The organism is Rhodococcus sp. 008 (assembly GCF_001682295.1).
GTDB classification, from domain to species: Bacteria; Actinomycetota; Actinomycetes; order Mycobacteriales; family Mycobacteriaceae; genus Rhodococcus_F; species Rhodococcus_F qingshengii.
Genome location: NZ_CP015203.1, coordinates 18,970 through 45,281, shown reverse-complemented (window position 1 = coordinate 45,281; position 26,312 = coordinate 18,970). Strand labels below are relative to the sequence as shown.

Genomic DNA, 26,312 nt, shown 5'->3' with positions numbered 1-26,312 from the left:
GTGGTGCGGCACCACATGTATACCCCAGGGGGTAGGTGTCAACATTCAGCATACCCCCTGGGGTACCATGCTAGGGTTCCTCCATCTTCCCGACCAGTAAGGACATGATGTGAGTTCTACGGACGTTCGAACCGACGAGAGTTCTGCAGACAGCTCGCCGCCAGGGATCACCGGCGGGCCGTTGGCGCGCTTCGGTGCGCGCATGGCCGGCAATTTCAAGTGGGTGGTGACGGCGTGGCTCGTGGTCATCATCGGATTGGGAGCATTTGCCCCGTCGGTGTTCGGCTCTCTCGCCGGTGCCGGCTGGCAATCCAACGGATCGGAGTCGGTCCAGGTTCGGGAACTTGCCCAGGAGCATTTCGGTGGGAACTCCTCGGCCGCGATACAGGTGGTCGTGCACTCGGACACCGAGCAGGTGACCGATCCTGCTGTGGCAGCTGTCATTTCCGAGGTCACCGACATTCTGGCCGCCGACTCGCGAATTTCCGAGGTCATCGCCCCGCAACCGGGGATGTCGATCAGCCCGGACGGGCACACCGGAATCCTCATCGGTGGAGCGAACGGGACGACCGACGAGATGGTGAAGGCGGTCGACGATCTCAAAGGCGAGTTGACCGCGGCCTCCACGGATTCGATAGAGGTCTACCCGACGGGAGCCTCCGCGCTGTGGAGTGACTTCAACAAGGCCAACCACGACGCGATGATCAAGGCCGAAATCATCTCCTGGCCGGTCACGTTGGCGATTATGGTGCTCGCATTCGGTTCGCTCGTCGCTGCGGGCCTGCCTCTGCTGTTGACGCTGGCCGGTCTGGTTGCATCCGCGGGTGGTCTGGTTCTGCTGAACGAGATCACGCCGATCTCGGTGTGGGCCATGAACTTTGCGATGATGTTCGCGCTGGCGCTCGGTATCGACTACGCGCTGTTCCTCGTCGTGCGATTCCGGGATGCCCTGCGGAAGACGATCGACGCCGGACGAATCGACTCACGACGCGCGGTGGCCGAAACCATGGATACGGCAGGCAAAGCCGTCCTGCTGTCGGGACTGACAGTGTTGATCAGTTTGTCGGCCGTACTCCTGGTACCTGCACCTGCTGTGCGCACGATGGCGGTGGGCATCATGCTCGCGGTGGTGTTCGTGCTCGCTGCCACACTCACCCTGCTTCCCGCAGTTCTGGGCAAGCTCGGACCGAAGGTCAATGCCGGGTCCCTCCCGTACGCGAAGCGACAGGTGCATCGCTCGCCGAAGTTCGCGTCCTGGGGTCAGTTGTTGCACAAGCATCCGTGGCCGTTCGCCATCGGTTCGCTGTTGATTCTGGTGGCGCTGTCGATTCCGGCGCTGGGTCTGAAGGTCGCCATGCCGTCCATTTCGGTTGTGCCCGAGGATGCTCCGGTCCGGCAGGGCTACGAATTGGTGCAGGCGCAGATGGGTGAGGGTGCACCAGGCATGCTGCAGATCATCGCCCCCACGGCGGAGGCGGAGCAGACCGCGCAGATCGCAGCGAGCGTGGCCGGCGTATCGATGGTGACGCCGCCGATGCCCGCCATGGACGGATCCGACTTCGTCATGCTGCAGGCGATCCCGAACGTGGACCCGTCGGACCCCGCACTCGAGACCACGCTCGACGCCTTGCGCGCCGAGCTGCCCGAGGGTGCGATCGTCGGCGGTGCACCGGCGGAGAACCTGGATCTGCAGTCTGCGTTGAACGAGTATCTGCCGATCGTGGTGTCGGTGATCCTCGTGCTCGGATTCCTGTTGCTGCTGATTGCGCTGCAGGCACCGCTGATCGCCCTGCTCGGCACGGTGGTCAGCCTGCTGTCCACCGGAGCGGCCTTCGGTGTGGCCAAGCTGATCTTCCAAGACGGTCACGGCTCGTCGCTGCTCGGATTCACCCCGCAGGGCTTCCTGAACGGCTGGGGACCGGTGTTCTTCTTCGCGATGATCTTCGCAATTGCGATGGACTACACGGTGTTTCTGCTGTCGAGCGTCAAGGAACACTACGAGAACACCGGTGATCCACACGGTTCTCAGGTCGACGGAATGGCGCACTCGGGACGGGTTATCTTCGCGGCGGCCGCGGTGATGATCGCGGTGTTCTTCTCGTTCGCGCTCGCCGAACCACTGCCACCCAAGGAGATGGGCATCATTCTGGGTGTCGCCGTACTGTTGGACGCCATTCTCATCCGCTTGGTTCTGCTGCCGGTTCTCCTGCGCCTGACCGGCCACGCCGCATGGTGGTCACCCACGTGGCTACGAGCAGTACTGCCCAAGATCGGCTTCTCGCACAGCTGAGTGTCACCGATCTCGAGCAACACAGTGGTGGCCGAGGCCGTTCGGCTTCGGCCACCACGACCACCCTTACCCCTAGGGGTAAACTGGAGTTTCATCGAACGAAGGACTGAACGACATGACCGGTGACACCGAAAGCATCGCATTGGTATTGAACCGTTTGCGGCGTGCGCAGGGTCAGCTCGCAGGAGTGATCTCGATGATCGAGAGCGGCCGGGACTGCAAGGACGTCGTCACGCAACTGGCCGCGGTATCGAAGGCTCTCGACCGGGCAGGCTTCAAGATCGTCGCCACCGGACTCCGTGAGTGCATCACCGGAGCGGAAACAGGGGAGAAGATGACCGAGGCCGAGCTCGAGAAGCTCTTTCTCGCCCTCGCCTGACAACGGTCCGATCACCCCCGCATCGATGCACGGGGGTGATCGGAGCGAGGCAGGGTAGCCGGTTCGAGGTGGGGTGATCGGGCCCGCGACGTGTCAGCCCCTGTGCGCTGGACCGGGCTGCTCGTCCGGGCGGGTGAACACCACACGTGCCCAGAGAACAGTGGAGAGCAACGCGGCCACCGCACCCAGATACAGGCCTGTCGATGGGCCTGCGAACGTCTGCGTCGGTGCCAGTGACTGACGCGCCCAGATCGCAAGCACACCGAAGACTGTGGTGACGCCATTGCCCGCCAATGCCAGAGCGGCCCATCGAAACCGCCGAACCAGACGCGCGATCGAGGCCACCGCAGCGGTGAACGTGACGCTGAATGCGGTGAACAGCGTCGCCAAAACCCCGGCTGATTCCGCGTCGGCGTGTGCGGTGCGTAGAAGAACGTCGTATCCATGGGCGCCGCCGGTGTGTGGAAGCACCACGCCGAGCACGGCCGCCGACACCAGAACGAGCAGATACGGCGTGATCCGGGTGACCACGACCTCCGGTATCACGCGGCGTTCTATGGCCTCGAACACCGACCGGTAGTGGCTCAGGTCGCCCTCGCGGTCGTAACTGTGCGGCGGTCGACCGTTCACGCTCGGCCGGTGAGAATGGCATTCCAATACAACGCCGGCAGTCCGCGTCTCTTGAGGAACCACATGTCGCGGCGTTCGCGGGTGGTGTCGATCAGCGGTATCGAGGGGGCCGGCTGCATCGTGTAGTCGAACTCGGCCAGAAGCATCGTCTTGCGAGAGGTGGTCAAGGGGCAGGAGGCGTACCCGCCGTACTGTGCGGTCAGTGGACGGCCGGCGATGCTCGCCTGCAGGTTCTCGGCGACCACGGGTGCTTGCTTGCGGATGGCGGCACCGGTCTTGGAGTTCGGTGACGATCCGGCGTCACCGAGGGCGAAGACGTTGTCGAATCGACTGTGCCGCAGTGTGTTCTTGTCGATCTGGACGTATCCGGCTGGATTCTCGGGGTCCGCTATGGGGCTGGCCTTGATCCAGTCCGGTGCGGATTGGCGCGGTACGACGTGGAGCAGGTCGTAGGGTAGCTCGTCGGTGGTACCTGCGCTGTTATCAGTGATCGTCACCGATCGGCCGTCCGGGTCGACGGCGGTGACTTCGCTGTTCTTGCGCACCTCGATGCCGTAGCGCGCCACGACTCGTTCGAGCTCCTCGGCGAACACCGGTACCCCGAACATTCCGGGTGTGGGTAGGACGAGGACAACTCGGATGGCGTCGAGCACGCCCTGCTCTCGCCAGTAGTCGGCCGCGAGGTACGCGATCTTCTGCGGGGCACCCGCGCATTTGATGGGGCCGGACGGCATCGTGAACACTGCGGTGCCCGACCGCATCTTCTGAATCATCTGCCACGTCTTGGGTGCGAGATCGTAGCGGTAGTTGCTCGAGACCTGCGGGGTGTCGATCGATTCGGCCATACCGGGCACGGAGTCCCAGTCGAGCTGGATGCCGGGGCACACCACCAGGTGGTCGTAATGGATCGTAGTTCCCGAGGAGGTGCTGACCGTCTGGGCATCCGGGTCGACCCCCTCGGCGCGATCCTTGATCCAGCCGACGCCCTGGGGCATCACCGACGCCTCGCTACGCGCACTTTCCGCGGCCGGGGCGCGGCCTCCACCGACGAGCGTCCACAAAGGTTGGTAGTAGTGGGTCTCTGCCGGCTCGATGATGCCGATGTCGGTCATTCCTGCTCGCCGCAGACGTGCCGCGAGCGAAATACCGGCGTTGCCTCCGCCGATGATCGCGACTTTGTGGTCGATGGTGTGCGCGGACATGTGGTCCTCCTGTTCGAGACACGAGCTCGGTGAGCTGTCTCGATTTCGGTTGGTGCCGGGGTGGTTCAGCTCGACGTCGGTGTGGGCGCGAGCCGTGTGGTCACGACATTGGTGGTCATTGAGGCCAGGTGCACTGCATCCACAGCAGTCGTGCTGGAAGGTCATTCCGGCGTTCGAGCAGGTGGTGCAAGGACACGTGCCGAGGTGTACGGACGCCCTCTCCCTTGATTGATCGTACGGATGTACGTACATTATGGATAAGGCTAGTCGCCGATTCCGACAAACGCCACACTCGGGACGAATCAAATTTCCTCGTCCGCCCCGAGTCGGCGAGTGCCGGACGGCCGAGGAGGACGTGATGGTCGGCAACCGCTGCGGTGTCGCTGTGAGTGGTTGCGCCGCGCTGGATCGGTCGGTTGCGATGCCCCTGGTCGCCCAGTGGAATGCCGCCCATTCCACCTCCACCTTGTGAGATCGGGACCGTGCCTCGCCGCACAGGACCTCCTGAAAATACCCCACGGGGTACCATGAATTTTGACGCCCCTACGAACGCCACCACGATCGACAAGGAGATTTGAATGCTTCTCGAACGCATCTACGACGAAGACCTCGCCCAAGCCGGATACTTCATCGGCTGCCAGGCCAAGGGGGAGGCAGTGGTGGTCGACGCCCGCCGCGACATCGGTGTGTACCTGGACCTGGCCGCTCGGCATGGCATGACCATCACCGCCGTGACCGAGACCCACATCCATGCCGACTACCTGTCCGGCACTCGCGAGCTTGCGAAGGCCACCGGGGCGGTCACCTACGTCTCAGGAGAGGGCGGCGACGACTGGCAGTACGGCTTCGAGGCCGAACGCCTCCACGATGGCGACACGCTGGCTCTGGGTAACATCACCGTGCAAGCCGTTCACACGCCCGGTCATACTCCGGAGCACCTCTCGTTCCTGGTGACCGACGGTGCCTTCGCCGATGCTCCGGGATACATGTTGACGGGCGACTTCGTCTTTGCCGGCGATCTCGGCCGACCGGACCTACTCGACGAAGCTGCAGACGGTGTCGACACCCGTTTCGAGGGTGCCAAACAGATCTTCCGCAGTCTGAAGCGATCATTTGTCACGCAGCCGGACCATATCCAGGTCTTTCCGGGTCACGGTTCGGGCAGTGCCTGCGGAAAAGCTCTCGGTGCGCTCCCGTCGACCAGCGTCGGCTACGAACGTCGCTTCGCTTGGTGGGCCGGGTATGTCGAGCGCGACGACGAGCAGGGCTTCGTCGATGAGATGCTCGACGGCCAACCGGATGCACACGCCTACTTCGGCCGGATGAAGCGTCAGAACAAGCAGGGCCCGGTCGTTCTCGGGCCACTCTCTCCGCTGCACGAGTACGACTCCACCGAATTGGCACGCGCTCTCGATTCCGACGAGGTCGTCCTCCTCGACACCCGCGGCCACGATGAGGTGCACGCCGGCGCTGTCCCCGGAGCGCTCAACATCCCCGGCGTCGGCAAGGCAGCCTCGTTCGGTGCCTGGGTCTACGACCCCGAGCGAGAGGACACTCCACTGGTGGTGCTCGCCGAGGACCGCACTGTCGCCGACGAGCTCCGTGATCACCTGCTGCGGGTCGGCATCGATACGGTGACCGGGTACGTCACAAGTCTACGAGGCCTCCCCATGACGACGCCCGAGACGATCGGTGCGGACGAGCTGGATTCGTTCGACTCGGCAATGGTGCTGGACGTGCGCAACAAAACCGAACACGCCGACGGCCACATACCTGGCTCCGACCAGCTCAGCGGCGGCCGATTGCTGTGGAACCTCGACGGACTGCCCACGGGCGGTCCGATCGTGACCTATTGCCAGAGCGGCGTCCGTAACGCGGTCGCAGCCAGCGCCCTGCGCCGCGCCGGCTACCGAGTCGTCGAACTCGAGGGCAGCTACGCCGCCTGGGCCGAGCGCAAGCTCGAAACAGTCTGATCGAACACGCCCGAATCGGAGGCGGTCGTGCTGTCCGCCGCCGGTTCGGTCCTGTGCTCGCCCAGCCGGCTCGCCGCGCCACCTGCGGTAGAGCAGACCCCGGGCGACACTCCCGATCCGGCACCGACTGGCCTGATCCGGGACCGACTGGGAAGTGACGTGATGCCGCGTCGCTACGCCGACGGATTCGCCAGGTTCGGCGCGATCTCCACCAGGAGCTCGTTCGCGCTCGGCGAGAACTTTCTCGATGCGAGGGTCGTCTCGTTGCGTGTCGACGACGCTGACGGATGGTCCGTCGTGGACGGGGGAGCTGCGGCACCCGAGGTTCTCGGTGAAGATCGCTTCGACGCGTACAGAGCATCACACCCGCCCGTACGGATGTACGTACATTTGTTGTACAGTGGCCTCGAGGGGGCCAGCAGCAGGCGGCTCGAATTCGGATTCCGACACAGATCGACAGGAGGGCCTCTGATGGTTGAACCAGATCGCAGTGCCGCGCTCGACCGCTCCAGTGCGATGCCGCTGTGGGCGCAACTGCATGCCGATCTGGTCCGCCGAATCGGTGACGACGAATTCGCCGGCTCCGAGTTCCCGGGCGAGCATGCGTTGACGACGAGCTACGGCGTCAGCCGTCACACCACCCGCGAGGCCCTGCGGCACCTGCGGAACGAAGGAATCTTGATTGCAGAGCGCGGTCGGCCTTCTCGACTGGCCGGTCCGCCGGTGATCGAGCAACCTCTCGGTGCGCTCTACAGTCTCTTCGCTGCCGTGGAAGCCACGGGTGTTGCTCAGCACAGCGTGGTGCGTGCACTCGAACTGCGGACCGACCCCGCGGTCGCTGTCACTCTGCAGGTCGGTCCCAAGGCTCCGCTGCTCTACCTGGAGCGCATCCGTATGGCAGGGGCCATGCCGTTGGCGCTCGACTATGCCTGGTTGCCGGGGGATCTGGCACGCGACCTCCTGGATGCGGACTTCACTCACACGGCTCTGTACATCGAGCTCGAGCAACGCTGCGGCATCCGCCTCACCGGTGGCCGCGAGGACGTCACTGCCGTCGTCCCGGATCGGGAGGATGCGGCAGCACTCGAACTCGATTCGAAGACCGCCGCGCTGTCGATCCGCCGCTTGGGTTGCATGAATTCCCGGCCGGTGGAGTTGCGGCACACAGTGGTTCGAGGAGATCGGTTCACCGTCTCGGCCACGTTCTCACCGAGCGAGGGCTATCGCTTCGTGCCGGCCACGCCGCTGCACGCCCTGTAAGCACCCACTGATCCAAGGAGCGTTGTTCATGACTGGAGCACCACCGGAAGCCGATCCGGCCGCTGCACACGCACTGATCGCCGAATCGGGAGCCATCCTGATCGATGTCCGCGAGGACGACGAATGGGCAGCCGGCCACGCCCCGGACGCCGTCCATGTACGCCTCGGCGATCTCGATCCTGCTGCCTACCCTCCTGAGCAGAAATTGGTCGTGGTGTGCCGCTCGGGCGCTCGGTCGAGCACAGCTGTCGCGGCCCTCACCGATGCCGGTCGCGCAGCGCACAATCTGTCGGGCGGAATGAAAGCGTGGCACGAAGACGGCCGCCCTGTGGTCCGTGATGACGGCACCCCCGGCGCAGTGATCTGACATGGTCGCCACCCTCGCGATCGCAGTTGCCGCAGGGATTCTCATCGGGCTCTCCCTCGGCGCACTCGGTGGTGGGGGATCGATACTGACTGTTCCTGCCCTGGTGTATCTCCTTGCGGTCGAACCGCAATCGGCAACGAGCGCCTCGTTGATCATCGTCGGAATCACCTCGATCATCGCGGCCATCAGCCATGCGCGAGCACGGCACGTTCGGTGGCGGGCAGCGGCAGTGTTCGGAATTCTGGGCTCGGTCACCGCCTTCGGCGGGTCGATCCTCAACCGATCGGTCGACCCGCAGATCTTGCTGCTCGCGTTCGCGGCACTGATGATCGTCGCCGCCGGTGCGATGCTGCGCCGCACCCGGCGCGGACACGATGCCGACCTACCGACACCGGACCCGGCCGAGACCGCGGGAACACGCCTGAGCGCCGTCGCGGTCGCCACGAAGCCCACGAAAGTGAAGATCACCGCGTCGCAGGTAGTCAAGCTGGTCGCGTCCGCGCTCGTCGTCGGCTTCCTCACCGGATTTCTGGGAGTAGGCGGCGGCTTCCTCATCGTCCCCGCTCTGGTTCTGGCACTGGGCTATTCGATGCCCGTCGCGGTCGGAACGTCACTGGTGATCATCTCCATCACCAGCGCGGGAGCCTTCACCGAACGCCTCGGCACGGGTGCCACCATCCCGTGGGAGATCATCGTACCGTTCACCCTCGCGGCAATCGCAGGCTCGTTCGCAGGAAAAGTCATCAGCGACAAAGTCACTGCCACCACACTCACCCGTAGCTTCGCAGCCCTGTTGCTCGCCGTGGCCGTCTACGTCACCGTCCAGGCCTCCATGGCCCTGTAACGCACATCGTTGTGCATCACAGCCTATTTCTGCGCACGCAAATGCGGCGCATCGCACACCTGGATCGAGGAGATCGTCGATGACCGCACTGATTCCCCGCCCTGAGGCGGCCAGGCCGTATCCGGCGCGTAGTGAACCCAAGGGCTGGACACTGCTGCAGTTGGTGACCACCACCGATCACAAGACGATCGGCAAGATGTATCTGGTCACCTCGTTCGGTCTGTTCCTCATCGGCGGGTTGATGGCGTTGTTGATGCGATCCGAACTGGCTGTGCCGGGATTGCAGTTCCTGTCCAACGAGCAGTACAACCAGCTCTTCACCATGCACGGCACGATCATGCTGTTGCTCTACGCAGTCCCGGTGGCGTACGGATTCGCCAATTACATTCTGCCGCTACAGATCGGCGCACCCGACGTAGCGTTCCCGCGCCTCAACGCGTTCGCGTACTGGCTGTATGTCTTCGGGTCGCTGATCGTGCTCGCCGGGTTCATCACTCCGGGAGGTGCCGCGGACTTCGGATGGACCGCCTACACCCCACTGACGAGCGCACTGCATTCCCCCGGTGTCGGTGCCGACCTGTGGGTACTGGGTCTGATCCTGTCCGGCTTGGGCACGATCTTGGGTGCGGTCAACTTCATCACCACCGTGGTGTGCCTGCGCGCACCCGGCATGACGATGTTCCGGATGCCGATCTTCACCTGGAACATACTCGTGACCTCGGTGCTGGTACTGCTGGCGTTCCCGACCTTCGCGGCCGCGTTGGCCGGGCTGGCCTTCGATCGACACTTCGGTGGTCACGTGTTCGACCCGGCGACCGGGGGAGCGGTGCTCTGGCAGCACCTGTTCTGGTTCTTCGGCCATCCCGAGGTCTACATCGTCGCGCTCCCGTTCTTCGGCATCGTCTCCGAAATCTTCCCGGTCTTCAGCCGCAAACCCATCTTCGGCTACAAGGGCCTGATCTTCGCCACCCTCGGCATCGCAGCGCTCTCGATCACGGTGTGGGCGCACCACATGTACGCCACCGGAGCTGTTCTGCTGCCGTTCTTTTCGTTCATGTCCTTCCTCATCGCCGTGCCGACCGGGGTGAAGTTGTTCAACTGGATCGGCACCATGTGGCGAGGACAGGTCACCCTGGAAACCCCGATGCTGTTCAGCATCGGGGTTTCTGATCACGTTCCTGTTCGGCGGACTGACCGGTGTGCTGCTGGCCAGCCCCCCGATCGATTTCCACGTCACCGACACCTACTTCGTGGTGGCGCACTTCCACTACGTGCTGTTCGGGACCATCGTCTTCGCCACCTACGCCGGGGTGTACTTCTGGTTTCCCAAGATCACCGGACGCATGCTCGACGAACGCCTCGGCAAGTGGCACTTCTGGACGACGTTCGTCGGCTTCCACATGACGTTCCTGGTTCAGCACTGGCTCGGCAACGAAGGGATGCCGCGCCGCTACGCCGATTACCTGCCCTCCGACGGATTCACCACCCTGAACCTGATCTCCTCGATCGGAGCGTTCATCCTCGGACTGTCCACGCTGCCGTTCGTGTGGAATGTGTTCAAGTCCTACCGATACGGCGAGGTCGCGACCGTCGACGATCCCTGGGGCTACGGCAATTCCCTCGAATGGGCCACCACCTGCCCACCGCCCCGCCACAATTTCACCGAACTACCCCGGATCCGCTCCGAGCGGCCGGCGTTCGAGCTGCACTACCCTCACATGGTCGAACGTATGCGCACCGAAGCCCATGTCGGGCTGACGGGCCACACCGCCGACGTGCGGGCGCCGTCCGAAATCATCGCCGACGGCGTCGAAGAGGGCACCGCCAGCGGGACCTCAGGGGAGAGTCGGTGACGGGCACGCGGAGACTGCGCTCGACGGGTGCCGCTGTCCTGGTACCGGGGCGGGTGTCGTACGCGATAGCGGTCGCCATGGGGTTCTATGTGCTCGCGCTGATCCTGGTGTTCACATTCCTCGTCCCTCGACTCTCTCCCGGGTCAGCGACCGCTGTCACCGCTGCCGTGGTGGCCGGCTTCGCGGTGCTGCTGATGGCGGCGATGATGTTCGCAGCCCGCACGCCGCTGCATCCCGCAGCAGTGTCTCCGGTCCGCGACACGGCGGCGGACCGAGAGGACGACATCGTCGAAGGGTGGGCGGTGGTCCTGGAATCCGACGTCGATTCACGGCGGGTGGAACTGGAAGTGACGGTGCCCGGGGCCGGAACGTACCGGTGCGATGTGCGTGCAGAACGGTCGATCGTCCGCGCACTGGGACCGGTGCCACCATTTCGGTGTGGGTCGACCCGCAGCACCGTCGGTCGTTGACCTTGGTCGGGGTCGGTCCGAGCATCGACGATGCGTCCGGGAACGGGCGTTGCTGATCGAGCAACCTCGCCCGCACCCCGCGCGGCGGCGAAAGCCACTCCACGGTCGCAGACGTCGATCACGACCACCCTCCGTTGCCCGCCGGACGGCTGGCTGTGCTGGTGATCGACGTGAGTGTGCCTGCGCGACATCGATTCTCCCGCGACGAAGCCCCAGCTTGCTGGCGATGGCACGTGTGGTCGTGGTGTTGCACCTGATCGGGTGGGGACTGTTCGTTCACTAGGATGCGGACCTGCGCATGCACGGTCCGACCGGTCGACGCCGCGACGGGCGAGACCACGAAGACCGGGACCGTGACAACCGAGATCGCGAAGAAATACGACTCGGGTCGCAGCCCTGGCAGGACCAGGGCTGCGGACCGCGATCTACTTTTTGGAGAACATGCGGGAGAACAATCCCGGTGACTTCGGATCGGAGTCGTGCCCCTTGCAGCGATTGGACGCCGGAACGCCCCGCATCACCTGATCGACGTGTTGACCACATCCCGCCCACGTCGTTTTTCCGCATTTCTTGCACGTGACAGCCCTGCACATGAGTCTCTCCCTCGGTCGACGAATCACGCCCCAATATACCCTATGGGGTATCCGATTGAGGGTGTCGGGGGTGATCGGTCCTCGCGGCGGGCAGGGGTCCGCCCAAGCGGGCGACGTCGTAGACGAACTGTTCGGGTACCGCGCTGGTCCACGGCCGCAGGCCGAGTGCGGTCTTGATACCGATCAGGGCCTGTGCGATGGGTGGGCACCGGCGACACTGCCGCAGGTGCGCATCGATGCGGGCCGAGGCGTCGACATCGAGACGCCCGTCCAGGTAGTCCGATGCCGCGGCGAGTGTGCGCCTGCATGCCTGGGAGTCGTTTCGCGGGTGTGCGGGACCGTCGTCGAGGGCGCGTAGCAGCTTCACCCGTGCGCGGTGGATGCGCTTGTACACCGCCGCGGTGGTGAGCGCGCCGACCGCACCGATCTGTGTCGCCGTCCAGCCCTCGCCGTCGTGTAATGCCAGGACCATTCGATCCTCGACGGTCAACGTCGCCAGCGCCGCTCGCACCGTGGACCGATCGCTCAGCGCCTGCGCCACCGTCTCGGGATGCTCGAGGTCGCTGATCGGTCCATCGATCTCGCCCGTGCCCGACGGTTCGGTGCGCTGATTCTCCGCGCGTGCGGCCACATCGCGGGCACGATTGATCGCGATTCGATACAGCCACGTCGTGAGCGCCGATTCGGATCGAAACGTTCTCCGGTTGCGCCACGCGCGTTCGAGGACGTCCTGCACCAGATCGTCGGTATCGGCCGGTGATCGTGTCATCGCGGCTGCGAAGCGACGAAGAGTCGTGCCCTGGTCGATCAGATCGCGCGCGAAGCGCTCGTCGTATGCCGCGCTGTCGAGGTCGGGGCTGGGCTGTTCGCGCGAGGAGCCATGGATTGGTCCACTTCGTCGTTCTCGCCCGTCCAACAGTGAAAGTCCCTCTACAGAACTGGAATCATCATGTCGTTCGTCGAATTCATGCGCAGTACTGCCGGACGCGCACTGCGCATCGTGGTGGGAATAGCTCTGATCGTGGTCGCCGTCGTGCTCGGCGGTGTCGGGGGCATCGTGGTGGGAGTGATCGGCGGTGTCTTCGTGCTGACTGGGGTGATCAACGTGTGTCTGCTCGGCCCGTTGTTCTCCGTCGATCTTCGAGGTCGACCCAAGACGTCCTGAACGGGGTGCGCGGGCGGGCAGCTCAGAAATGGGGGATCACCTTGAACGCGGTGTACCCGTCGTTGCTCTGGGCCAATGCGACACCGTTCGAGGTCACTGCTGTCGGCGCCGCACTCGGTGATGTGCCGGTGACGCGGCCGGAGGTCGCATCGATGGCGGTCACCCCCGAGTCCGACGCGCCGTAGACGATGCCGCCGACCAGAGCGAAGCGGTCGGCACCGGGAAATTGATCGGCGGTGAAACCTCGGGTGCCGTACTGCTCGAACAGGACAGCGATTCCGTCGTCGGTGAGGTCTGCGGTGGTGATCATCGTCGCCCCGCTACTGCTGTCGGCGGTCACCACCATCGGACTGCGGCTACCGCTGATCCATCGGATCTCGGCATCGGAGAGGCGATAGACCGCCTGGATCGGTTCGGGACGGGTCGGGATCGTCCATGCCACGACCACTGCATTGCCGGCGGTAGCGACGAATCGTGCGCTCCCGGGGATCGCTGCGGGGGGCGGGGTGAGAGTGTCGGTGGACCAGGCGATGTTGCCGGTATCGGCGGTCACGACATGCGCTGTGTCGCCGTCGACGGTGACCGCGTATCCACCGGATTCGGAGACCGCACCCGCCAGGTCGGTGCGGTGTCCGTCGGTTTCCGAGACGGCGGCGACAGCCACGGGCGCATCCGTTTGCGAGCAGTCGGCGTCGATCAGCAGCCCGGCCCCGGTCAGGCAGCCTGCAGTGGAGACCGGACCCCATACGAGGTCGCCGGTGCGGGTATCGCGGGCGGTCATCGTGGCCGGTGCCCCCGAACCGGAATCATCGATGTCCTCGGTGATCAACAGCTCACGGTTGTGTGTGCTGGTGACCGCGAACTCGTCGCGATCGGCGGGTACGTCCACGCCGAATCGTGGTGTGCCGGCGTCGTCGAGTACCTGCACCCGGTGCGAACCGGATGCGTCCGAGGAGTCGACGACTCCGACGAACCCGTCCTCGACGATGTGAGGCTGCGACAGGAACGGGATCGACCACAGGGCCGTGTCTCCGAAGCCGCCGGCGGCGCGGACGGCGACGACGGGTGCGCCGCCGGATCGGTGCCCGTGACGTCTCGAGCAGGCGAGGAACTGCACCCCGACACCAGCGCGACTGCGCACAGTGCAACGGTCCCGATCACCGCCCCCGCTCTGCCGATGCGGTGCGCACCCATCTATGTGGTGGTGCTGTCTCCGCCGAGTGCCATGATTGCGCTCTGCAGCAGTGCAGTGGCCCGGTCGGCGACCTCGGCCAGGCCCGCTGCATCCGAGAGCCCCACCATCACCTGGGGGTTCATCGCTTCGACGATGGTGCTGCCGCCGTCGGCTCGCACCACCACGTTGCACGGCAGCAGCAACCCCACCTGCCGATCGGTGTCGATCGCAGCCTTCGCCAACTGCGGATTGCAGGCTCCGAGAATGACGTAGCGTTCGATGTCTGCGTCGATCTTGCTCTTCAACGTCGACTGCATGTCGATCTCGGTGAGCACTCCGAACCCCTGTTCGGCGAGTGCCTCACGGGTTGCATCGACAGTTTCCTCGAACGGCATGTCCACTCGGGTACCGATGGCCAATTCGGTCATAGTTCGTTCGGTTCCTTTCGATCGATGGGGGTGGTGGTCACTCACAGTGGTCCGCGTGGGTCCACCGATACTCGATCATGCCGCGCAGGACGCTGCGGTGCAGTCACGCTTGCGCCATCGCACGATCACGGCAGCGGTCAACATCGTCAGTGATACCCCCGCCAGGAACGGCTGGATCGGGGCCCATAGTCCCAGGGCACCCGAGGTGCCGAGCGCAAGCAGCACCAGCTTGTTGCACACCGGACATCCGACGGCGAAGAAGGTCAATGCGACACCGAGGGCGGCGGGTGTGCCGGTCCGCTCGACCCGCGCGGGTTTGTCGATCCCGAACCACAGTGCGGTCAACAGGGCCGTGGCCAGCAGAACCGGAAGCTCCCATGCCCGCACCGGCACTTCACGGCCGAAGACGGGCGTGTCGATGATGTCGGTGGGAATGCCGACCACCAACACGGTGATCACACCGGCGACAGTGCCGCGTGCCGCCCGCATCCCCCAACGCCGGTACCGAGAGAACTGGGCAACCACCTCGTCATCGGAACGGCCTGCGGTTTCGACGTCGAGGCGGTCGGACGTGGCGGGCTCGGTCATCAGCGAGGATCTCCTACGGGTTGTAGTTGTGTGAGTAGGGTGACACTGTGAGGCTATACCCAGATGGGTATCGCTGCCAGTATTGCCGACTGCCGAAAGGTATTGCATGACTTCGACATCTCGCTCCACTCGCCGACGCGACCTTGTGCTCCTGGCCATCGCCGTGGTGGTGGCGGCCGTGCTCGTGGGAGCTCTCGTGCTCGGAACGACAGGTGACGGCGAGCAGTCGGAGGCGGCACCGGACGCCGGGTCGAGCAGCGTGAGCGGCCCGCCGGCGATGGGACCGCTCGGCGATCTGGCGCACCGCGAGCCCGATGATCCGATGGCCCTCGGCGACGTCGAGGCCCCGGTGGTGATGATCGCCTTCTCGGACTTTCGGTGTCCGTTCTGCGCCCAGTTCAGCCGGGAAACCGAGCCGCAGCTGATCGATCGATACGTCGATACCGGCACCCTGCGCATCGAATGGCGAGATCTACCCATTTTCGGGCAACAATCATTCGATGCTGCCCGGGCCGGACGCGCGGCCGCCGCCCAGGGCAAGTTCTGGGAGTTCACCCGCGCCGTCTACGCCGATGCACCCGAGACCGGTCACGCGGACCTGACACTGGAGACGCTGCAAAGCTACGCGCAACAGGCCGGGGTACCGGATCTGGCTCGGTTCACCGCCGACGCCACCGGCACCGCATTCGATGCCGCGATCACCGCCGACTCCACCGAAGCGCAGTCGCTGGGTATCCCGGCCACTCCGGCGTTCTCGATCAACGGTGATCCGGTTCTGGGCGCACAACCGTTCTCGGAATTCGTCGATCTGATCGACACCGCAGCCGGCGCGTAGGGCGGCCCGCGATGTCGCAGATCGGACTTCTCGGAGCATTTCTCGGCGGGCTCCTGGCACTTCTCAGTCCATGCTCGGCCCTGCTGCTCCCTTCCTTCTTCGCGTACGCCTTCGACGGGGCCGGCAAGCTCGCCGGCCGCACCGGGATCTTCTACCTCGGGCTGGCAGCGGTCCTGGTGCCCCTCGGTGCCGGAGTCGGTGCCATCGGCTCGGCGATCACCCGGTATCGCGAGGTCACCACCATGATCGGCGGCGTGGTCATCATCGCACTCGGAGTGATGATCATCGTCGGTCGCGGCTTCGCGCTGGGGTCCGCTCAGAGAGCAGCCGCGCGCATCGACGTCTCCTCCACCGGATCGGTCTTCGCCCTCGGCGCGGTCTACGGGCTCGCAGGGTTCTGCTCGGGACCCCTGCTCGGCGCGGTCCTGACCGTTGCCGTCGCCGGCGGTCAGGCCGCATACGGCGGAGTGCTCATGGCACTCTACGCAGCGGGGATGGTGATACCCCTGTTCGTGCTGGCGCTGGTATGGGACCGATTCTCGCTCGGATCACGAACGTGGTTGCGCGGCAAGGAAATCAGCATAGGACCGCTGAAGACGCATACCACGTCTCTGATATCGGGGGTACTTTTCATCGGTATCGGAGTGCTGTTCCTGCTCACGGAGGGCACAGCGAACCTCGGCGGCGTCATGGGGGTCGACAGTCAGTACTCGCTGCAGGTCTGGATCAGCGATGTGGCCGACGCGGTACCGAACACCGCAGTACTACTGATCGCAGTGCTGATGATCATCGCAGTCCTGACGGTGCGCATCGTCCGTGGTCGAGGCCGTGACACCGCAGCCGAGTCCTCCGAGCTCGGTGAACGCGAGAACCGAACGCCCTGAGACGATGTGCCTACGACACTGGAGCGGGGATGTGATGTCAGGCGTAGAGCTGTGACCACCCATCTCGCTGACGTCGAGCGAGATGGAGCACTACAGCGGGAACCACTTCGACACCCATCAGCAGATCGTCGTCACCGAGCCCTCTGCCCTCCAGACTGTTGCGGCATGCTTTCACCGTGATGGAGGCCGAATCGATCAACGCCCGCATCTCCAGGGAAATATCCGAACAGCGCAGGGCCGCATCGAGACCCGGTCCGAAGCACACGACTTCGATCGTCACCGGCTCGGTCGCAGCATCGAGAAGGTTGTGGATCGCCCGCACCACCACGGTGGGTGTGGTGTTGACGGCGAACACCACACGCAGGGGAGTCGGATGATCGGTCACGTGAAAGTTCCGCTCTTCAGATCACGGTGAGCTGCGGCGCCCCACGGCTGTGCATGGAGAAGAACATCGATGGCCCGACCCTCGCCGACAGGGCGGACCAGATGTTCCAGCTCGTGGACCTGCAATCCGCTCGCGGCGCGGGCGAGGTCGTCGATGGCGGGCAGGATCGACGGATCCGGCGGGCCCCCGACTCCGTGAGTGAAGTTATCGAGCGCATGACCGAGATACAACAGCCGTCCACCCGGTGCGAGCCAACTTCCTGCACCGGCAATGACGGCAACCAACTCGTCGACCGGTAGATGCAGGAAAGCCGATGGCCACCAGATCCACCGGGCCGGGCGGCTCCCAGGCCCGCACGTCGGCAACGGTGTAGTCGATCGACCGGTCCTCCCCGCCGCTGCGTGCGAGTTCGATTGCCACAGAAGAAAAATCGACAGCATTCACCGTCCACCCCGCGTCGCCCAACCATCGAGCGTGGCGCCCGTTCCCGCACCCCAGATCGACCGCCCGGCCAGGGGGCAGCTCCGCAAACCGCGCAGACAGGGCAGCCGCCGGGGCCGACCCCCACGGATGCTCGACGCTGCTGTACCGAGCATCCCAGTCCGACGAATTCACTGATTCACGCCTTTCCACCGCTGACCACCGCAGGGTCGGACAACCCCACGCGTCGACGAAGCTGTGACTCACTGCACTGTACCCCGGGGGGTAACAGCGCGAACGAGTGCCCTGGTCAGGGCTGCGCGGTCAACCGCAGATAAGGCTTCAAGGTTCGATATCCGGGGAACCGTGTTGTTGCCTCGTCGTCGGAAACGCCCAGTCCGATGATCACGTCTTGACCCGGCTGCCAATCGGCGGGCGTAGCCACTGGCTGACCGTAGGTCAGTTGCAAGCTGTCGATCGCGCGCAGAATTTCCGTGAAGTTGCGGCCGGTGGACATCGGGTAAGTGAGGATCAGCTGTACCGACTTGTCCGGGGCGATGACGAACACCGAACGTACGGTGGCCGCCGCGCTGGCGCTCGGGTGAATCATGTCGTAGAGCTCGGAGACTGCGCGATCGGTGTCTGCGATCATCGGGAAATTCACTGCTGTGCCTTGCGTTTGACCGACATCGCCTTCCCATGCCAGATGCGAATCCACCGAGTCCACAGAGAGGCCGAGTAGCTTGACTCCACGTCGGTCGAACTCAGGTTTCAGCCGCGCTGCCGCACCGAGTTCGGTTGTGCATACGGGCGTGAAGTCACCGGGGTGGGAGAACAGCATTCCCCACGAGTCTCCCAGCCATTCGTGGAAGGAGATCGTTCCTGTGGTCGTAGCGGCGGTGAAATCTGGAGCTGTATCGCCCAATCGAATACTCATCGGTGCATCCTCTCAATAATGGTAGATCCTAAATAATCGATCATCTATGATGGTACATGTGAAAGTCCCCTCGGAGTCGACGGATACTCGGTCAAAGACAGGGCAGGGCGTCACGGTGACCGGTCTGCCCGAACAAATCAAAGATCTGCTGTGGGAACGAATAGCCGATGGCACGTACCCGCCAGGAGATCGGTTGATCGAGACGCGGATCGCTCGTGAGCTCGGCGTGAGCCAAGGTCCCGTCCGTGAAGCTCTTCGGCAGTTGGCCGGAATGGGCCTGGTGGTCTTCGAAGCGCACCGCGGGTGCCGAGTCAGACGGGTCGACCAGGACGAGCTCGATGAGGTGTCAGTGGTGCGCGCCGCACTGGAAGAGACAGCAGCACGACTGGCAGCCGGTCGCGGCATGGCGGTGGACCGCATTGCCGATGAAGTCGACGGTATGCGCTCCGCCGCCGTCACCGCGAACCGTCGAGCATGGGTCGCGCACGCTATGGCATTCCATCGGCTCGTCGTCGCGGCCTCCGGCAACAGCACACTGCTGTCGACGTGGGAGCATCTGTCGATCGAAGGTCGAACCGCTCAACTCGTATTGGCACCAGGATTCGACATGGGTGCCAGCACGGAACAGCACCAAGTAATACTCGAAGCGCTCGGTGCGGGCGATGCCGAAAGGGCCGCTCGGCTGTCCCGCGAACACGAAGAGACCTTCATCCGCGGTGACCCCACGTCAGATTGAGCGGAAGGGCGCGACCACAACGACCGCAGCTGCCTCTGCTTCGCGGCCCGTCACCTATCCAAACGGCGTGGCCGGTTCGGTGGATTCGGACGTCAGGCGACGCTATGCGTGATCCACATCTAGCGTTGGTGACGGTGTATGAAACCCGTGCTCAGTTATGCGAAAAACCGAACGAACCCGAACCACGCCCCGGCGGTAAACGCGCCCAGTCACCGGATGATTCCGTAGCACTCGCTCACTCTGTGAATCGCACCGGCGAGTCCGGAGACTTACTGATTTGAGAACTCCGCAATTCGCGTAGTTCTGTGTTCACCGTAGTAGAACGCCTCGAGTTCGGCAGGAGGCACATCCCCACAATGCTCGTAGAGTCGCCGGTGGTTGAACCAGTCCACCCACTCCAACGTCGCGATCTCCACATGCTCGACCGTTCGCCACGGCCCACGAGGTTTGATCAACTCGGTCTTGTACAACCCGTTGATCGTCTCGGCGAGAGCATTGTCGTAACTCGACCCAGTCGCCCCGATCGAGGCATCGATACCCACCTCAATGAGCCTGTCGGTGAACGTAATTGACGTATATTGGGCGTATTCAACCGGTCGTCGCAACAGTGTGTTGTTGTGCAGATCGTAGCAATTCTTCGAATACCTCCGCGGGGGTGCGCCAATCAAGGATTCCTCGGGGGCGGTTGTTGATCACGTTCGCCACTGCGGTGATCTCCGCGGAATTCCATCGGGAAAGGTCGGTCCCCTTCGGAAAATACTGGCGTAGCAAACCGTTGAGATGCTCATTGCTGCCTCGCTGCCATGGGCTCTTGGCATCAGCGAAATATACTGGGACACCGGTCTGTTCGGTGAAGAGTGCGTGAGCTGAGAGTTCCTTGCCTCGATCCCATGTCAAAGACCGCCTGAGGGTTTTCGGTAGAGGGGTGACGGCCTTGGCCAGGGCGTCTTTCATGGTCAAGGCGCCGTAACCGGCCAGTGCTGGGCCGTTTTTCCTCGGGGGAATCATCCCGTATCCTTTTTGGCGAGGGAGATGGACGAGCACCGCGTAGCGGGAGGTGCGCTCGATCAATGTCGCTACCGCAGAACGCTTCAGTCCGATGATTAAGTCGCCCTCCCAGTGGCCGGCGAGTTTACGATCAGCGACCTCTTTCGGACGTTTAGCCAGCACGGTGTCTGCAGTGACATGAGCCCACGTTTGCTGGCGTGCACGCGATCTGGGCATTCGTTTGGTCCTGCCTCGCCGTAGATGCCAGGATTGCATTCGCTCCAACCCGCCACGGCTTTCGATGTAAAGAGCCTGGTAAATCGCCTCGGCTGAGATCCTCATCGATTCGTCATCGGGGAAATCGAGCGGCAGCCGTTTCGAGATCTGCTCGGGGCTCCACCCCGTCACCCACGCCCGATCTCCGCGATGGGGTTTGTTCTTCCCATCCCAAGACGGACCGTCAGGACCTACGACTTTCCCTGTGGTGGTGTGGACCTCACCGCTGAGCCTGTCCTGCACGTACTCACGCAATCGACCGTTGATGACCATTTTGGCGACCCTGGGCCTGCGAGCACGACGCTCGGCATGCCATTGAGCTGTCGATGCTTTGTACTCGAGTCGGTAGGTTCGCGTTGACGCGTTCCTGCGCAGCTCCCGCGAGATCGTCGACGGGCTGCGGCCCAGACGGCGAGCAATTTGTCGGACTCCTTCGCCTTGCGCACGCCAAAGCGCGATGTCCTCACGCTCGGACGAGGAGATGTACCGTCCAGAAACACTAGGGGGCAGTTGCGGATTCACTCCACCAGCATGCTTGAACCAACGATGAGCGACCGGCTCTGACACTCCGGCGGTAATCCCCGCGTCAACGGTTTTCGCTCCACCGGCGATCGCGATCCAGAAGCGAACCCGGTCTTCACGCCAGGCTATTGTCGGTCGCCCTGGTGAAGCGATCTGTCCTCGATATTCCCGGACTCGTTTCTGCCTCTCGATGGCTCTCATCGAACACCTCTATCGGGTAGGTGTTGCGACGACCGGTTGAATACGCCTTGCGACCCGCGGTCGTTGTGGTGAATGAGCCCGGCCAGTTCGGTAATCCCTTCTCGGCGTCGAGTCCAGATCGCGTGCTCGATCGCATCGAGTACCAACGGTGTCGCCATCGTCGTCGCAGTCCTCCAACCCAGAATCCGCCGTGAATACGCATCGATCACGAACGCGACGTACACCCAACCCGACCACGTCGAAACATAGGTAAAGTCGGCTACCCACAACACATTTGGCGCAACCGGGTTGAACTTTCGCTGCACCAGATCGTCCGCCCGACGGCCTTGTGGATCTGCGATAGTGGTCCGTTTCGCCTTGCCTCGACGTGCACCTTCGAGCCCGAGGACACCCATCAACCGTTCGACCGTGCACCGTGCCACGTCGATGCCTTCTCGACGCATTTCCAGCCACACCTTCCGGGCTCCGTAGACCGAATAATTCTCGGCATGTACACGGCTGACCGCGGCTTTGAGCTCTTCGTCGCGCAGAGCCCGCCGAGATGCGGAACGATTGCGCGCGTCGTAGTAGGTGGACGGCGCAATTGAGCAGCCATGCTCGCTGAGCACCCTGCACATCGGCTCGACGCCGTACTCACTCTTGTATCGGTTGATGAAGTCGATGATCACTTGTTGTTGCGGTCGAGCTCCGCTGCGAAGAAAACCGATGCCGAATTCAGGATCTCGTTGGCGCGCTTGAGTTCCCGATTCTCGGCTCGAAGTTTGCGCATCTCCGCTGCCATTTCGCTCGTCACACCGGGACGTTCGCCGGCGTCGGTCTGAGCTCTCCGGACCCAGTTGAGCAGCGTTTGCGCTGTTCCGATGCCGAGTTTGTCAGCGACGGATTCGACTGCGGCCCACTCGGACGGGTACTCGTGTTGGACTTCTGCGACCATCCGCACTGCCCGCTCACGCAGTTCGGGCGGGTACCTCTTGTTCGTTGCTGAGGACATGACTCCATCTTTCCCAAAGGATGAAGTCTCCGGAAACTCCGGTTCGATTCACTGATTCCGTTGTCGGCGAGAGGCTGCTCGCTTCGTTAGCGAGATTTGTGGACATCACTCTTTAAGCTATGTCGACTTAGTCGACCCTCTAGTGCAGTCCACTTCTGGCATAGTGCAGCCGTCTTCTGAAACTGACATCAGTCGCGCCCAGACGCCCGTTCTTAACCGTCCGGTATGACGACGGTCAAAACGAACACCCAAACCGGCAGGAGGGCGCTCATCGTGTTTCGGATAAGAAGTGATCGTTGATCTTCTTGTTGGTGGTGTGCGTATGTGACTCCGGAAGAGAAGTTGTGGAAGCGTCACGGCGCTCGGTGGCCGTAACAATGCTGGCTTTGCCGGATCGTCGATGTCCTCGACGTCGACGACACATCGACGACCGTCCTGCCTTACCTCGAACGCCGCGAAGCGCTCGTCAACCTCGGCCTTCAGCACCCACGCATCAAGGTCCCACCACACCAACAACGCGCAGGACGGCTGCGCTGAGTCGCCGTCCACTACAGCATGCTTGCTACGACACCGGGCTCTGCGGGTCCGCGACACTTTTTGTTCTGACCGACTGGCCCAGGTCTTCGGTTACCGCGTTCTGTGCTCGGCCGGAGTGGTTGATGCCGCGCCTATTCGGTGGGTGGTGAGGAAGTTGTCGACGAGTCGGGTGCAATCGTCGTGGTCGATGGTGCGCAGTCCGGTGAGGTGTGCGAAGACGATCGGGCCGAGGAGTTCGATGAGGGCGAAGGTGGTGTCGAGTTCGCCGAGCATGGCACGGGCGTCGGGGCTGGTGAGGATGTAGTCGAAGGGTTGGCGGTATTGCTCTATGATGCGGGCGCGTAGCGAGGTGATCGCGGCCGGATCGGGGCGGCGGGCGGGGTCGGTGTGGGCGTCGCCAAGGGACCCCATGGCCAGCCATGCCAGGGTGGTCATCTGTACTGGGGCCTGTTCGATGAGGTCGGATTCGGTGGTGAGCAGTGCGATCAGCCGCTCGCGCACGGGTCCGGTGCCGGAAGGGGTGTCGACGTGAGGGAGTAGCCGTTCGAAGGTTGCCGCGAGCAGGTGATTGGTGCTACCGAAGTGTCGGTATAGAGTCGCGCGCGCGACCCTCGACATGCGGGTGACGGCTTCGACAGTGACCGCTTCGACGCCACCGGTGGACAGCAGATGGGTGGCCGCATCGAGTAACCGGTTGCGTGAGCGTGCTAGCCGCGGATCGGCCTGCTCGTCGACTGCGGTGAGTGAGTCGGTCGTGGCGTGGTCCGGGGCGGTCATGGGAGCGCGCTCCTCCGATTCGTCTCGTTCAGCCCTGGGCGTATGTGTCGACTCTATCCCGAGCCCCCACCACTATGATACGAATGGTCTCGTACCGAGACTGTTGGTCTTTGAGTTGGGAGGCGCCGGTGGACACACCTGGGACGGGCGCTGTTGAGATCGACCGGTGGACCAGGGCCGAGTGGTGGATGCTGACGGTGTCGTGCCTGGCGGTGGCGCTGGTGGTCGCGGCCATGGCGGCGTTGTACTCGGCGTTGCCGCAGATCGCGGTCGAGACCGGGGCGACGCAAGCCCAGTTGACCTGGATCGTCGACGGTTACACGCTGGTGCTGGCGTGTCTTGTGCTGCCTGCCGGAGCAATCGGTGACCGTTACGGGCGTCGCGGTGTGCTGGTCACGGGGCTGCGGTATTCTCTCTCCCGGCCCCGCCACCAGCCGCTCACATGTACCACACGCGCACGCTCACGTCTACCACACGCGCAGGCCGTAAACTCGTCTCCCTGAGCATGGATCTGACAAACTGGTTCCGGTCGCGCCGTGCAAGCGAGTCGGCGCCCGACCTGCGAAGCCTAGGAAAGGCTGCGCTGACACTGCGACTCCGATCGATTGAGGTGGTTCGGTCGGGTTCAACTCCCGAGACTTTGAGCCCTTCTGGTGGGGGGTAGGGGAGGGCTCATCTGGTTGCCACCTTTAAACTCGATAGCCCGCGGAAGGATAGCCCGGTACGCCAGCGAGGCTGTTCGACGAGCTGGAGACCGGGAAAACGAGCCACCAGGATCGGGAACAGTAGGGATCCTTCGAGCCGGGCCAGCGGCGCGCCGAGACAGAAGTGAATGCCGGCGCCGAACGACAACGGTGGGACTCCGGTTCGGGTGATGTCGAGCTTATCCGGGTCACAAAATCGGTCCGGATCTCTGTTGGCCGCCCCGAGCAAGGTCAATACGATCTGACCGGGATGTAGATCGACTCCTGCCAGCCGTGTCGGCTCGAGCACCGTGCGCCCGTTGGTCTGGACGGGGGAGTCGTAACGCAACAATTCTTCGACGGCATTGCTCGCCAAGTCGGGCCTGGCACCCAGTTCGCGCATTTGGTCGGGGTGAGCGAGCAGCGCGGCGACGCCGTTGCCGATGAGGTTTGTGGTGGTTTCGAACCCTGCGGCGAACAACAGAATCGCGGTGCCGACGCATTCGTCGTCATCCAGGATGTCGTCGCCGTGCGCGACGGCGAGTCGGCTGAGTAGGTCATCGGCGGGGCGGGCGCGTTTGACCGCCAACAGGTCAGCGAAATACATGGCAAGTTGGTTCTCGGCTTCACAGGCGGCGGTCAGAGCCTCAACATTGGCTCCGGGTTCCAGTGAGGCGAGCAGGGCACGCACCAATGGCGCGGCAACTGCCCGATCGGCCGCGGGAACTCCCAGAAGTTCGCCTATCACATTCACAGGCAGCGGGAGCGCCAGATCGGTGATGATGTCGACGAAGACCTGTACCTCCATGACGTTAAGTAGGTGATGGATCTGTGTGATGATGCGGCTGCGCAACTCGTCAATGTGTCGAGGGGTGAACACGTCGGCCACCAGTCGACGCAGCCGGTGATGGTCAGGGGGGTTACGGAACAGCATGGTGCGCCGGAATCGATGCATGGCCCGACGTTGCAGCTCGTCAGGGATCTCGGACAAGCCGAAGCCCAGCGACTCGTCGGCCTTGCCGAGTCTGCGGTCGCGGAGCGCCGCCGCGCAATCGTCGTAGCGACTCAATACCAGCACCCCCGATCGCGTAACCAAGACGGGGCGCGTCTCTCGCAGCCGTCGGAACGCTTCGTAAGGTCCGGCTGCGCCGTGATCGGTGAGTAAGGCGTCCAGGAGCAGTTCCCTCTCGGTCGGTACATTCATGCTTGCCTCTTAGTATTCGCCTGTGACTGCAGGAAATGTTCGACGTCGACCAGGATGAACAGGGCGGTCGCCGTGGTGACCGATCGACCCTCTATATCCTCGATCCTGGCCGCGAGATTCAATTTCCGGCCATCGCGAGACCGTGTATCGGCGTGCAGGGTGTAAGGCGTGGCAAGCAGAACCGGCGCGAGGTAGTCGAGTTCGAGACGGCGCGTCACGCCGAGTTCTCCGACCGTGTAGAGCAGGAAACCGAAAAGATCGTCGATTACGGTCGCCACCGCGCCGCCGTGTGCTATCCTGGGCGCCCCTACGTGACGTTGGTCGAAGAGGTGGTGAGCAACGACGCCGTCTCGGCAACGCCGTACCGACAGGTAATGCCCGTGCGGGTTCGTCGGCCCGCACCCAAGACAGTTGGGGTGGTGGGGTGGCAACTCAGGCGAGCTAGATTCTTCCAGCGGCCGGAATGAGCGCACCCAGTCCTCCATGTCTGGGTCGACCGACCCCCCGACCGCATCCGAAGCTTTGCCCATGGTCCGACCTTCCTGTCGATGAAACCGCGCTTAATGCCGGTCTCGAGTGTGACCGTTATGCAAATACACCTGAGCGCACTCCGGAGAGTGCGGTGGCAGCCCTTCGCTCAACTCCACGTTGGTCAGGCGAGGTGTCCCGCCCAACGGGAGATCACGACCCCATCTCCTTCACCAGTGCCGTAGTCTGCGAT

Annotated in this window: 25 protein-coding genes, 4 pseudogenes and 1 other annotated feature; of the genes and pseudogenes, 13 read left to right on the top strand and 16 right to left on the bottom strand. The window is 63.6% G+C overall.

From position 1 onward, the window contains the following. Positions 1–109: 109 nt before the first annotated feature. Complete coding sequence (locus AOT96_RS30520; RefSeq protein ID WP_054186659.1) at positions 110–2,290, top strand: MMPL family transporter; 2,181 nt, start codon at positions 110–112, stop codon at positions 2,288–2,290. A gap of 115 nt (positions 2,291–2,405) precedes the next feature. After that, positions 2,406–2,669 carry a metal-sensitive transcriptional regulator gene (locus AOT96_RS30515; protein WP_042925979.1) on the top strand — a complete coding sequence of 88 codons (264 nt, stop codon included), beginning with the start codon at positions 2,406–2,408 and terminating at the stop codon, positions 2,667–2,669. A 93-nt stretch (positions 2,670–2,762) separates the two neighbouring features. Here AOT96_RS30515 and AOT96_RS30510 read toward each other — a convergent pair whose 3' ends face one another. Both AOT96_RS30510 and AOT96_RS30505 read right to left on the bottom strand, forming a co-directional pair. Continuing rightward, a complete protein-coding gene (locus AOT96_RS30510) occupies positions 2,763–3,299 on the bottom strand; it encodes an Rv2732c family membrane protein (protein WP_042925977.1) in 537 nt (178 codons plus the stop codon). After that, entirely contained in the window at positions 3,296–4,501 is a 1,206-nt protein-coding gene (locus AOT96_RS30505) for an NAD(P)/FAD-dependent oxidoreductase (protein ID WP_054186660.1), read from the bottom strand. Before AOT96_RS30505 ends, AOT96_RS30510 begins: the two co-directional genes overlap by 4 nt. A 578-nt stretch (positions 4,502–5,079) precedes the next feature. Between AOT96_RS30505 and AOT96_RS30500 the strand changes: the two genes are divergently transcribed. The 6 genes and pseudogenes from AOT96_RS30500 to AOT96_RS30475 all read left to right on the top strand — a co-directional run bounded on the left by AOT96_RS30500 (position 5,080) and on the right by AOT96_RS30475 (position 11,268). Beyond that, entirely contained in the window at positions 5,080–6,474 is a 1,395-nt protein-coding gene (locus AOT96_RS30500; protein ID WP_042925976.1) for an MBL fold metallo-hydrolase, read from the top strand. Between the two features lie 27 nt (positions 6,475–6,501). Then, positions 6,502–7,734, top strand: coding sequence for a GntR family transcriptional regulator (locus AOT96_RS36640; RefSeq protein WP_231915860.1), 1,233 nt, complete (start codon positions 6,502–6,504; stop codon positions 7,732–7,734). Positions 7,735–7,762: 28 nt separating this feature from the next. Then, the gene (locus AOT96_RS30490; RefSeq protein ID WP_042925975.1) at positions 7,763–8,101 is read left to right on the top strand and encodes a rhodanese-like domain-containing protein; all 339 of its coding nucleotides are present in this window, start codon (positions 7,763–7,765) and stop codon (positions 8,099–8,101) included. Between the two features lies 1 nt (position 8,102). Further along, positions 8,103–8,945, top strand: a complete 843-nt coding sequence (locus AOT96_RS30485; RefSeq protein WP_065352978.1) for a sulfite exporter TauE/SafE family protein — start codon at positions 8,103–8,105, stop codon at positions 8,943–8,945. A gap of 79 nt (positions 8,946–9,024) precedes the next feature. Further along, positions 9,025–10,798, top strand: a pseudogene (gene ctaD, locus AOT96_RS30480) (aa3-type cytochrome oxidase subunit I). Continuing rightward, complete coding sequence (locus tag AOT96_RS30475; protein WP_058228376.1) at positions 10,795–11,268, top strand: hypothetical protein; 474 nt, start codon at positions 10,795–10,797, stop codon at positions 11,266–11,268. Before ctaD ends, AOT96_RS30475 begins: the two are co-directional and overlap by 4 nt. Positions 11,269–11,901: 633 nt before the next feature. Here AOT96_RS30475 and AOT96_RS30470 read toward each other — a convergent pair. Next, the gene (locus tag AOT96_RS30470; RefSeq protein WP_074447159.1) at positions 11,902–12,777 is read right to left on the bottom strand and encodes a sigma-70 family RNA polymerase sigma factor; all 876 of its coding nucleotides are present in this window, start codon (positions 12,775–12,777) and stop codon (positions 11,902–11,904) included. Positions 12,778–12,810: 33 nt separating this feature from the next. Here AOT96_RS30470 and AOT96_RS30465 point away from each other — a divergent pair, with 33 nt between their 5' ends. Next, positions 12,811–13,026: a YgaP-like transmembrane domain gene (locus tag AOT96_RS30465; protein WP_006898201.1), complete on the top strand. Its 216-nt coding sequence runs from the start codon at positions 12,811–12,813 to the stop codon at positions 13,024–13,026. Positions 13,027–13,048: 22 nt separating this feature from the next. Here AOT96_RS30465 and AOT96_RS30460 read toward each other — a convergent pair whose 3' ends face one another. From AOT96_RS30460 to AOT96_RS30450, 3 genes are all read right to left on the bottom strand, one after another. Further along, positions 13,049–14,167, bottom strand: a complete 1,119-nt coding sequence (locus AOT96_RS30460; RefSeq protein WP_231917489.1) for a hypothetical protein — start codon at positions 14,165–14,167, stop codon at positions 13,049–13,051. Between the two features lie 53 nt (positions 14,168–14,220). Beyond that, the gene (locus tag AOT96_RS30455) at positions 14,221–14,628 is read right to left on the bottom strand and encodes a DUF302 domain-containing protein (RefSeq protein ID WP_042925972.1); all 408 of its coding nucleotides are present in this window, start codon (positions 14,626–14,628) and stop codon (positions 14,221–14,223) included. Between the two features lie 75 nt (positions 14,629–14,703). Next, positions 14,704–15,216 carry a hypothetical protein gene (locus AOT96_RS30450; protein ID WP_042925971.1) on the bottom strand — a complete coding sequence of 171 codons (513 nt, stop codon included), beginning with the start codon at positions 15,214–15,216 and terminating at the stop codon, positions 14,704–14,706. Between the two features lie 106 nt (positions 15,217–15,322). Here AOT96_RS30450 and AOT96_RS30445 point away from each other — a divergent pair, with 106 nt between their 5' ends. Together AOT96_RS30445 and AOT96_RS30440 are read left to right on the top strand one after the other, a co-directional pair. After that, complete coding sequence (locus tag AOT96_RS30445; RefSeq protein ID WP_042925970.1) at positions 15,323–16,051, top strand: DsbA family protein; 729 nt, start codon at positions 15,323–15,325, stop codon at positions 16,049–16,051. An 11-nt stretch (positions 16,052–16,062) separates the two neighbouring features. Further along, complete coding sequence (locus tag AOT96_RS30440; RefSeq protein WP_042925969.1) at positions 16,063–16,935, top strand: cytochrome c biogenesis CcdA family protein; 873 nt, start codon at positions 16,063–16,065, stop codon at positions 16,933–16,935. A gap of 37 nt (positions 16,936–16,972) precedes the next feature. Here AOT96_RS30440 and AOT96_RS30435 read toward each other — a convergent pair whose 3' ends face one another. The 4 genes from AOT96_RS30435 to AOT96_RS30425 form a co-directional block, all read right to left on the bottom strand. Next, the gene (locus AOT96_RS30435; protein WP_042925967.1) at positions 16,973–17,320 is read right to left on the bottom strand and encodes a DsrE family protein; all 348 of its coding nucleotides are present in this window, start codon (positions 17,318–17,320) and stop codon (positions 16,973–16,975) included. Further along, complete coding sequence (locus tag AOT96_RS36475) at positions 17,317–17,550, bottom strand: hypothetical protein (protein WP_306670234.1); 234 nt, start codon at positions 17,548–17,550, stop codon at positions 17,317–17,319. The genes AOT96_RS30435 and AOT96_RS36475 overlap by 4 nt, the downstream gene beginning before the upstream one ends. Further along, positions 17,525–17,935 (bottom strand): class I SAM-dependent methyltransferase, encoded by a 411-nt coding sequence (locus tag AOT96_RS30430; protein ID WP_308216554.1) that lies wholly within the window; start codon positions 17,933–17,935, stop codon positions 17,525–17,527. The genes AOT96_RS36475 and AOT96_RS30430 overlap by 26 nt, the downstream gene beginning before the upstream one ends. 115 nt (positions 17,936–18,050) lie before the next feature. After that, on the bottom strand, positions 18,051–18,677 hold the full coding sequence (locus AOT96_RS30425; protein WP_042926436.1) for a peroxiredoxin: 627 nt from the start codon (positions 18,675–18,677) through the stop codon (positions 18,051–18,053). A gap of 58 nt (positions 18,678–18,735) precedes the next feature. On the opposite strand from AOT96_RS30425, the gene AOT96_RS30420 reads away from it, so the two are divergent. Further along, positions 18,736–19,413 (top strand): GntR family transcriptional regulator, encoded by a 678-nt coding sequence (locus AOT96_RS30420; protein WP_167349920.1) that lies wholly within the window; start codon positions 18,736–18,738, stop codon positions 19,411–19,413. A gap of 269 nt (positions 19,414–19,682) precedes the next feature. On the opposite strand, the pseudogene AOT96_RS30415 reads toward AOT96_RS30420, so the two are convergent. From AOT96_RS30415 to AOT96_RS30395, 4 genes and pseudogenes are all read right to left on the bottom strand, one after another. Then, positions 19,683–19,997 (bottom strand): annotated as a pseudogene (locus AOT96_RS30415) (integrase core domain-containing protein); the annotation flags it as partial. 4 nt (positions 19,998–20,001) lie between these two features. Continuing rightward, on the bottom strand, positions 20,002–21,399 hold the full coding sequence (locus AOT96_RS30410) for an IS30 family transposase (protein WP_051649791.1): 1,398 nt from the start codon (positions 21,397–21,399) through the stop codon (positions 20,002–20,004). Further along, positions 21,399–22,390 (bottom strand): annotated as a pseudogene (locus AOT96_RS34940) (IS3 family transposase); the annotation flags it as partial. The gene AOT96_RS30410 and the pseudogene AOT96_RS34940, both read right to left, overlap by 1 nt. Then, positions 21,975–22,103: a sequence feature (AL1L pseudoknot), on the bottom strand. It overlaps the preceding pseudogene by 129 nt. A 627-nt stretch (positions 22,391–23,017) precedes the next feature. After that, the gene (locus AOT96_RS30395) at positions 23,018–23,704 is read right to left on the bottom strand and encodes a TetR/AcrR family transcriptional regulator (protein ID WP_042926433.1); all 687 of its coding nucleotides are present in this window, start codon (positions 23,702–23,704) and stop codon (positions 23,018–23,020) included. A 128-nt stretch (positions 23,705–23,832) separates the two neighbouring features. Here AOT96_RS30395 and AOT96_RS30390 point away from each other — a divergent pair. Then, positions 23,833–24,108 (top strand): annotated as a pseudogene (locus AOT96_RS30390) (MFS transporter); the annotation flags it as partial. A 268-nt stretch (positions 24,109–24,376) separates the two neighbouring features. Here AOT96_RS30390 and AOT96_RS30385 read toward each other — a convergent pair. Together AOT96_RS30385 and AOT96_RS30380 are read right to left on the bottom strand one after the other, a co-directional pair. Then, positions 24,377–25,591 (bottom strand): cytochrome P450, encoded by a 1,215-nt coding sequence (locus AOT96_RS30385; protein WP_003942419.1) that lies wholly within the window; start codon positions 25,589–25,591, stop codon positions 24,377–24,379. Then, positions 25,588–26,121 (bottom strand): PaaI family thioesterase, encoded by a 534-nt coding sequence (locus AOT96_RS30380; protein ID WP_003942418.1) that lies wholly within the window; start codon positions 26,119–26,121, stop codon positions 25,588–25,590. The genes AOT96_RS30385 and AOT96_RS30380 overlap by 4 nt, the downstream gene beginning before the upstream one ends. Positions 26,122–26,312: the final 191 nt, after the last annotated feature.

Coding starts and splice junctions, on each gene's coding strand:
- AOT96_RS30385 (WP_003942419.1), bottom strand. CDS start 25,591: ATGAATGTACCGACCGAGAGGGAACTGCTCCTGGACGCCTTACTCACC.
- AOT96_RS30410 (WP_051649791.1), bottom strand. CDS start 21,399: ATGAGAGCCATCGAGAGGCAGAAACGAGTCCGGGAATATCGAGGACAG.
- AOT96_RS30515 (WP_042925979.1), top strand. CDS start 2,406: ATGACCGGTGACACCGAAAGCATCGCATTGGTATTGAACCGTTTGCGG.
- AOT96_RS30395 (WP_042926433.1), bottom strand. CDS start 23,704: ATGACCGCCCCGGACCACGCCACGACCGACTCACTCACCGCAGTCGAC.
- AOT96_RS30465 (WP_006898201.1), top strand. CDS start 12,811: ATGTCGTTCGTCGAATTCATGCGCAGTACTGCCGGACGCGCACTGCGC.
- AOT96_RS30440 (WP_042925969.1), top strand. CDS start 16,063: ATGTCGCAGATCGGACTTCTCGGAGCATTTCTCGGCGGGCTCCTGGCA.
- AOT96_RS30445 (WP_042925970.1), top strand. CDS start 15,323: ATGACTTCGACATCTCGCTCCACTCGCCGACGCGACCTTGTGCTCCTG.
- AOT96_RS30380 (WP_003942418.1), bottom strand. CDS start 26,121: ATGGGCAAAGCTTCGGATGCGGTCGGGGGGTCGGTCGACCCAGACATG.
- AOT96_RS30425 (WP_042926436.1), bottom strand. CDS start 18,677: ATGAGTATTCGATTGGGCGATACAGCTCCAGATTTCACCGCCGCTACG.
- AOT96_RS30490 (WP_042925975.1), top strand. CDS start 7,763: ATGACTGGAGCACCACCGGAAGCCGATCCGGCCGCTGCACACGCACTG.
- AOT96_RS30455 (WP_042925972.1), bottom strand. CDS start 14,628: ATGACCGAATTGGCCATCGGTACCCGAGTGGACATGCCGTTCGAGGAA.
- AOT96_RS30485 (WP_065352978.1), top strand. CDS start 8,103: ATGGTCGCCACCCTCGCGATCGCAGTTGCCGCAGGGATTCTCATCGGG.
- AOT96_RS30450 (WP_042925971.1), bottom strand. CDS start 15,216: ATGACCGAGCCCGCCACGTCCGACCGCCTCGACGTCGAAACCGCAGGC.
- AOT96_RS30505 (WP_054186660.1), bottom strand. CDS start 4,501: ATGTCCGCGCACACCATCGACCACAAAGTCGCGATCATCGGCGGAGGC.
- AOT96_RS30500 (WP_042925976.1), top strand. CDS start 5,080: ATGCTTCTCGAACGCATCTACGACGAAGACCTCGCCCAAGCCGGATAC.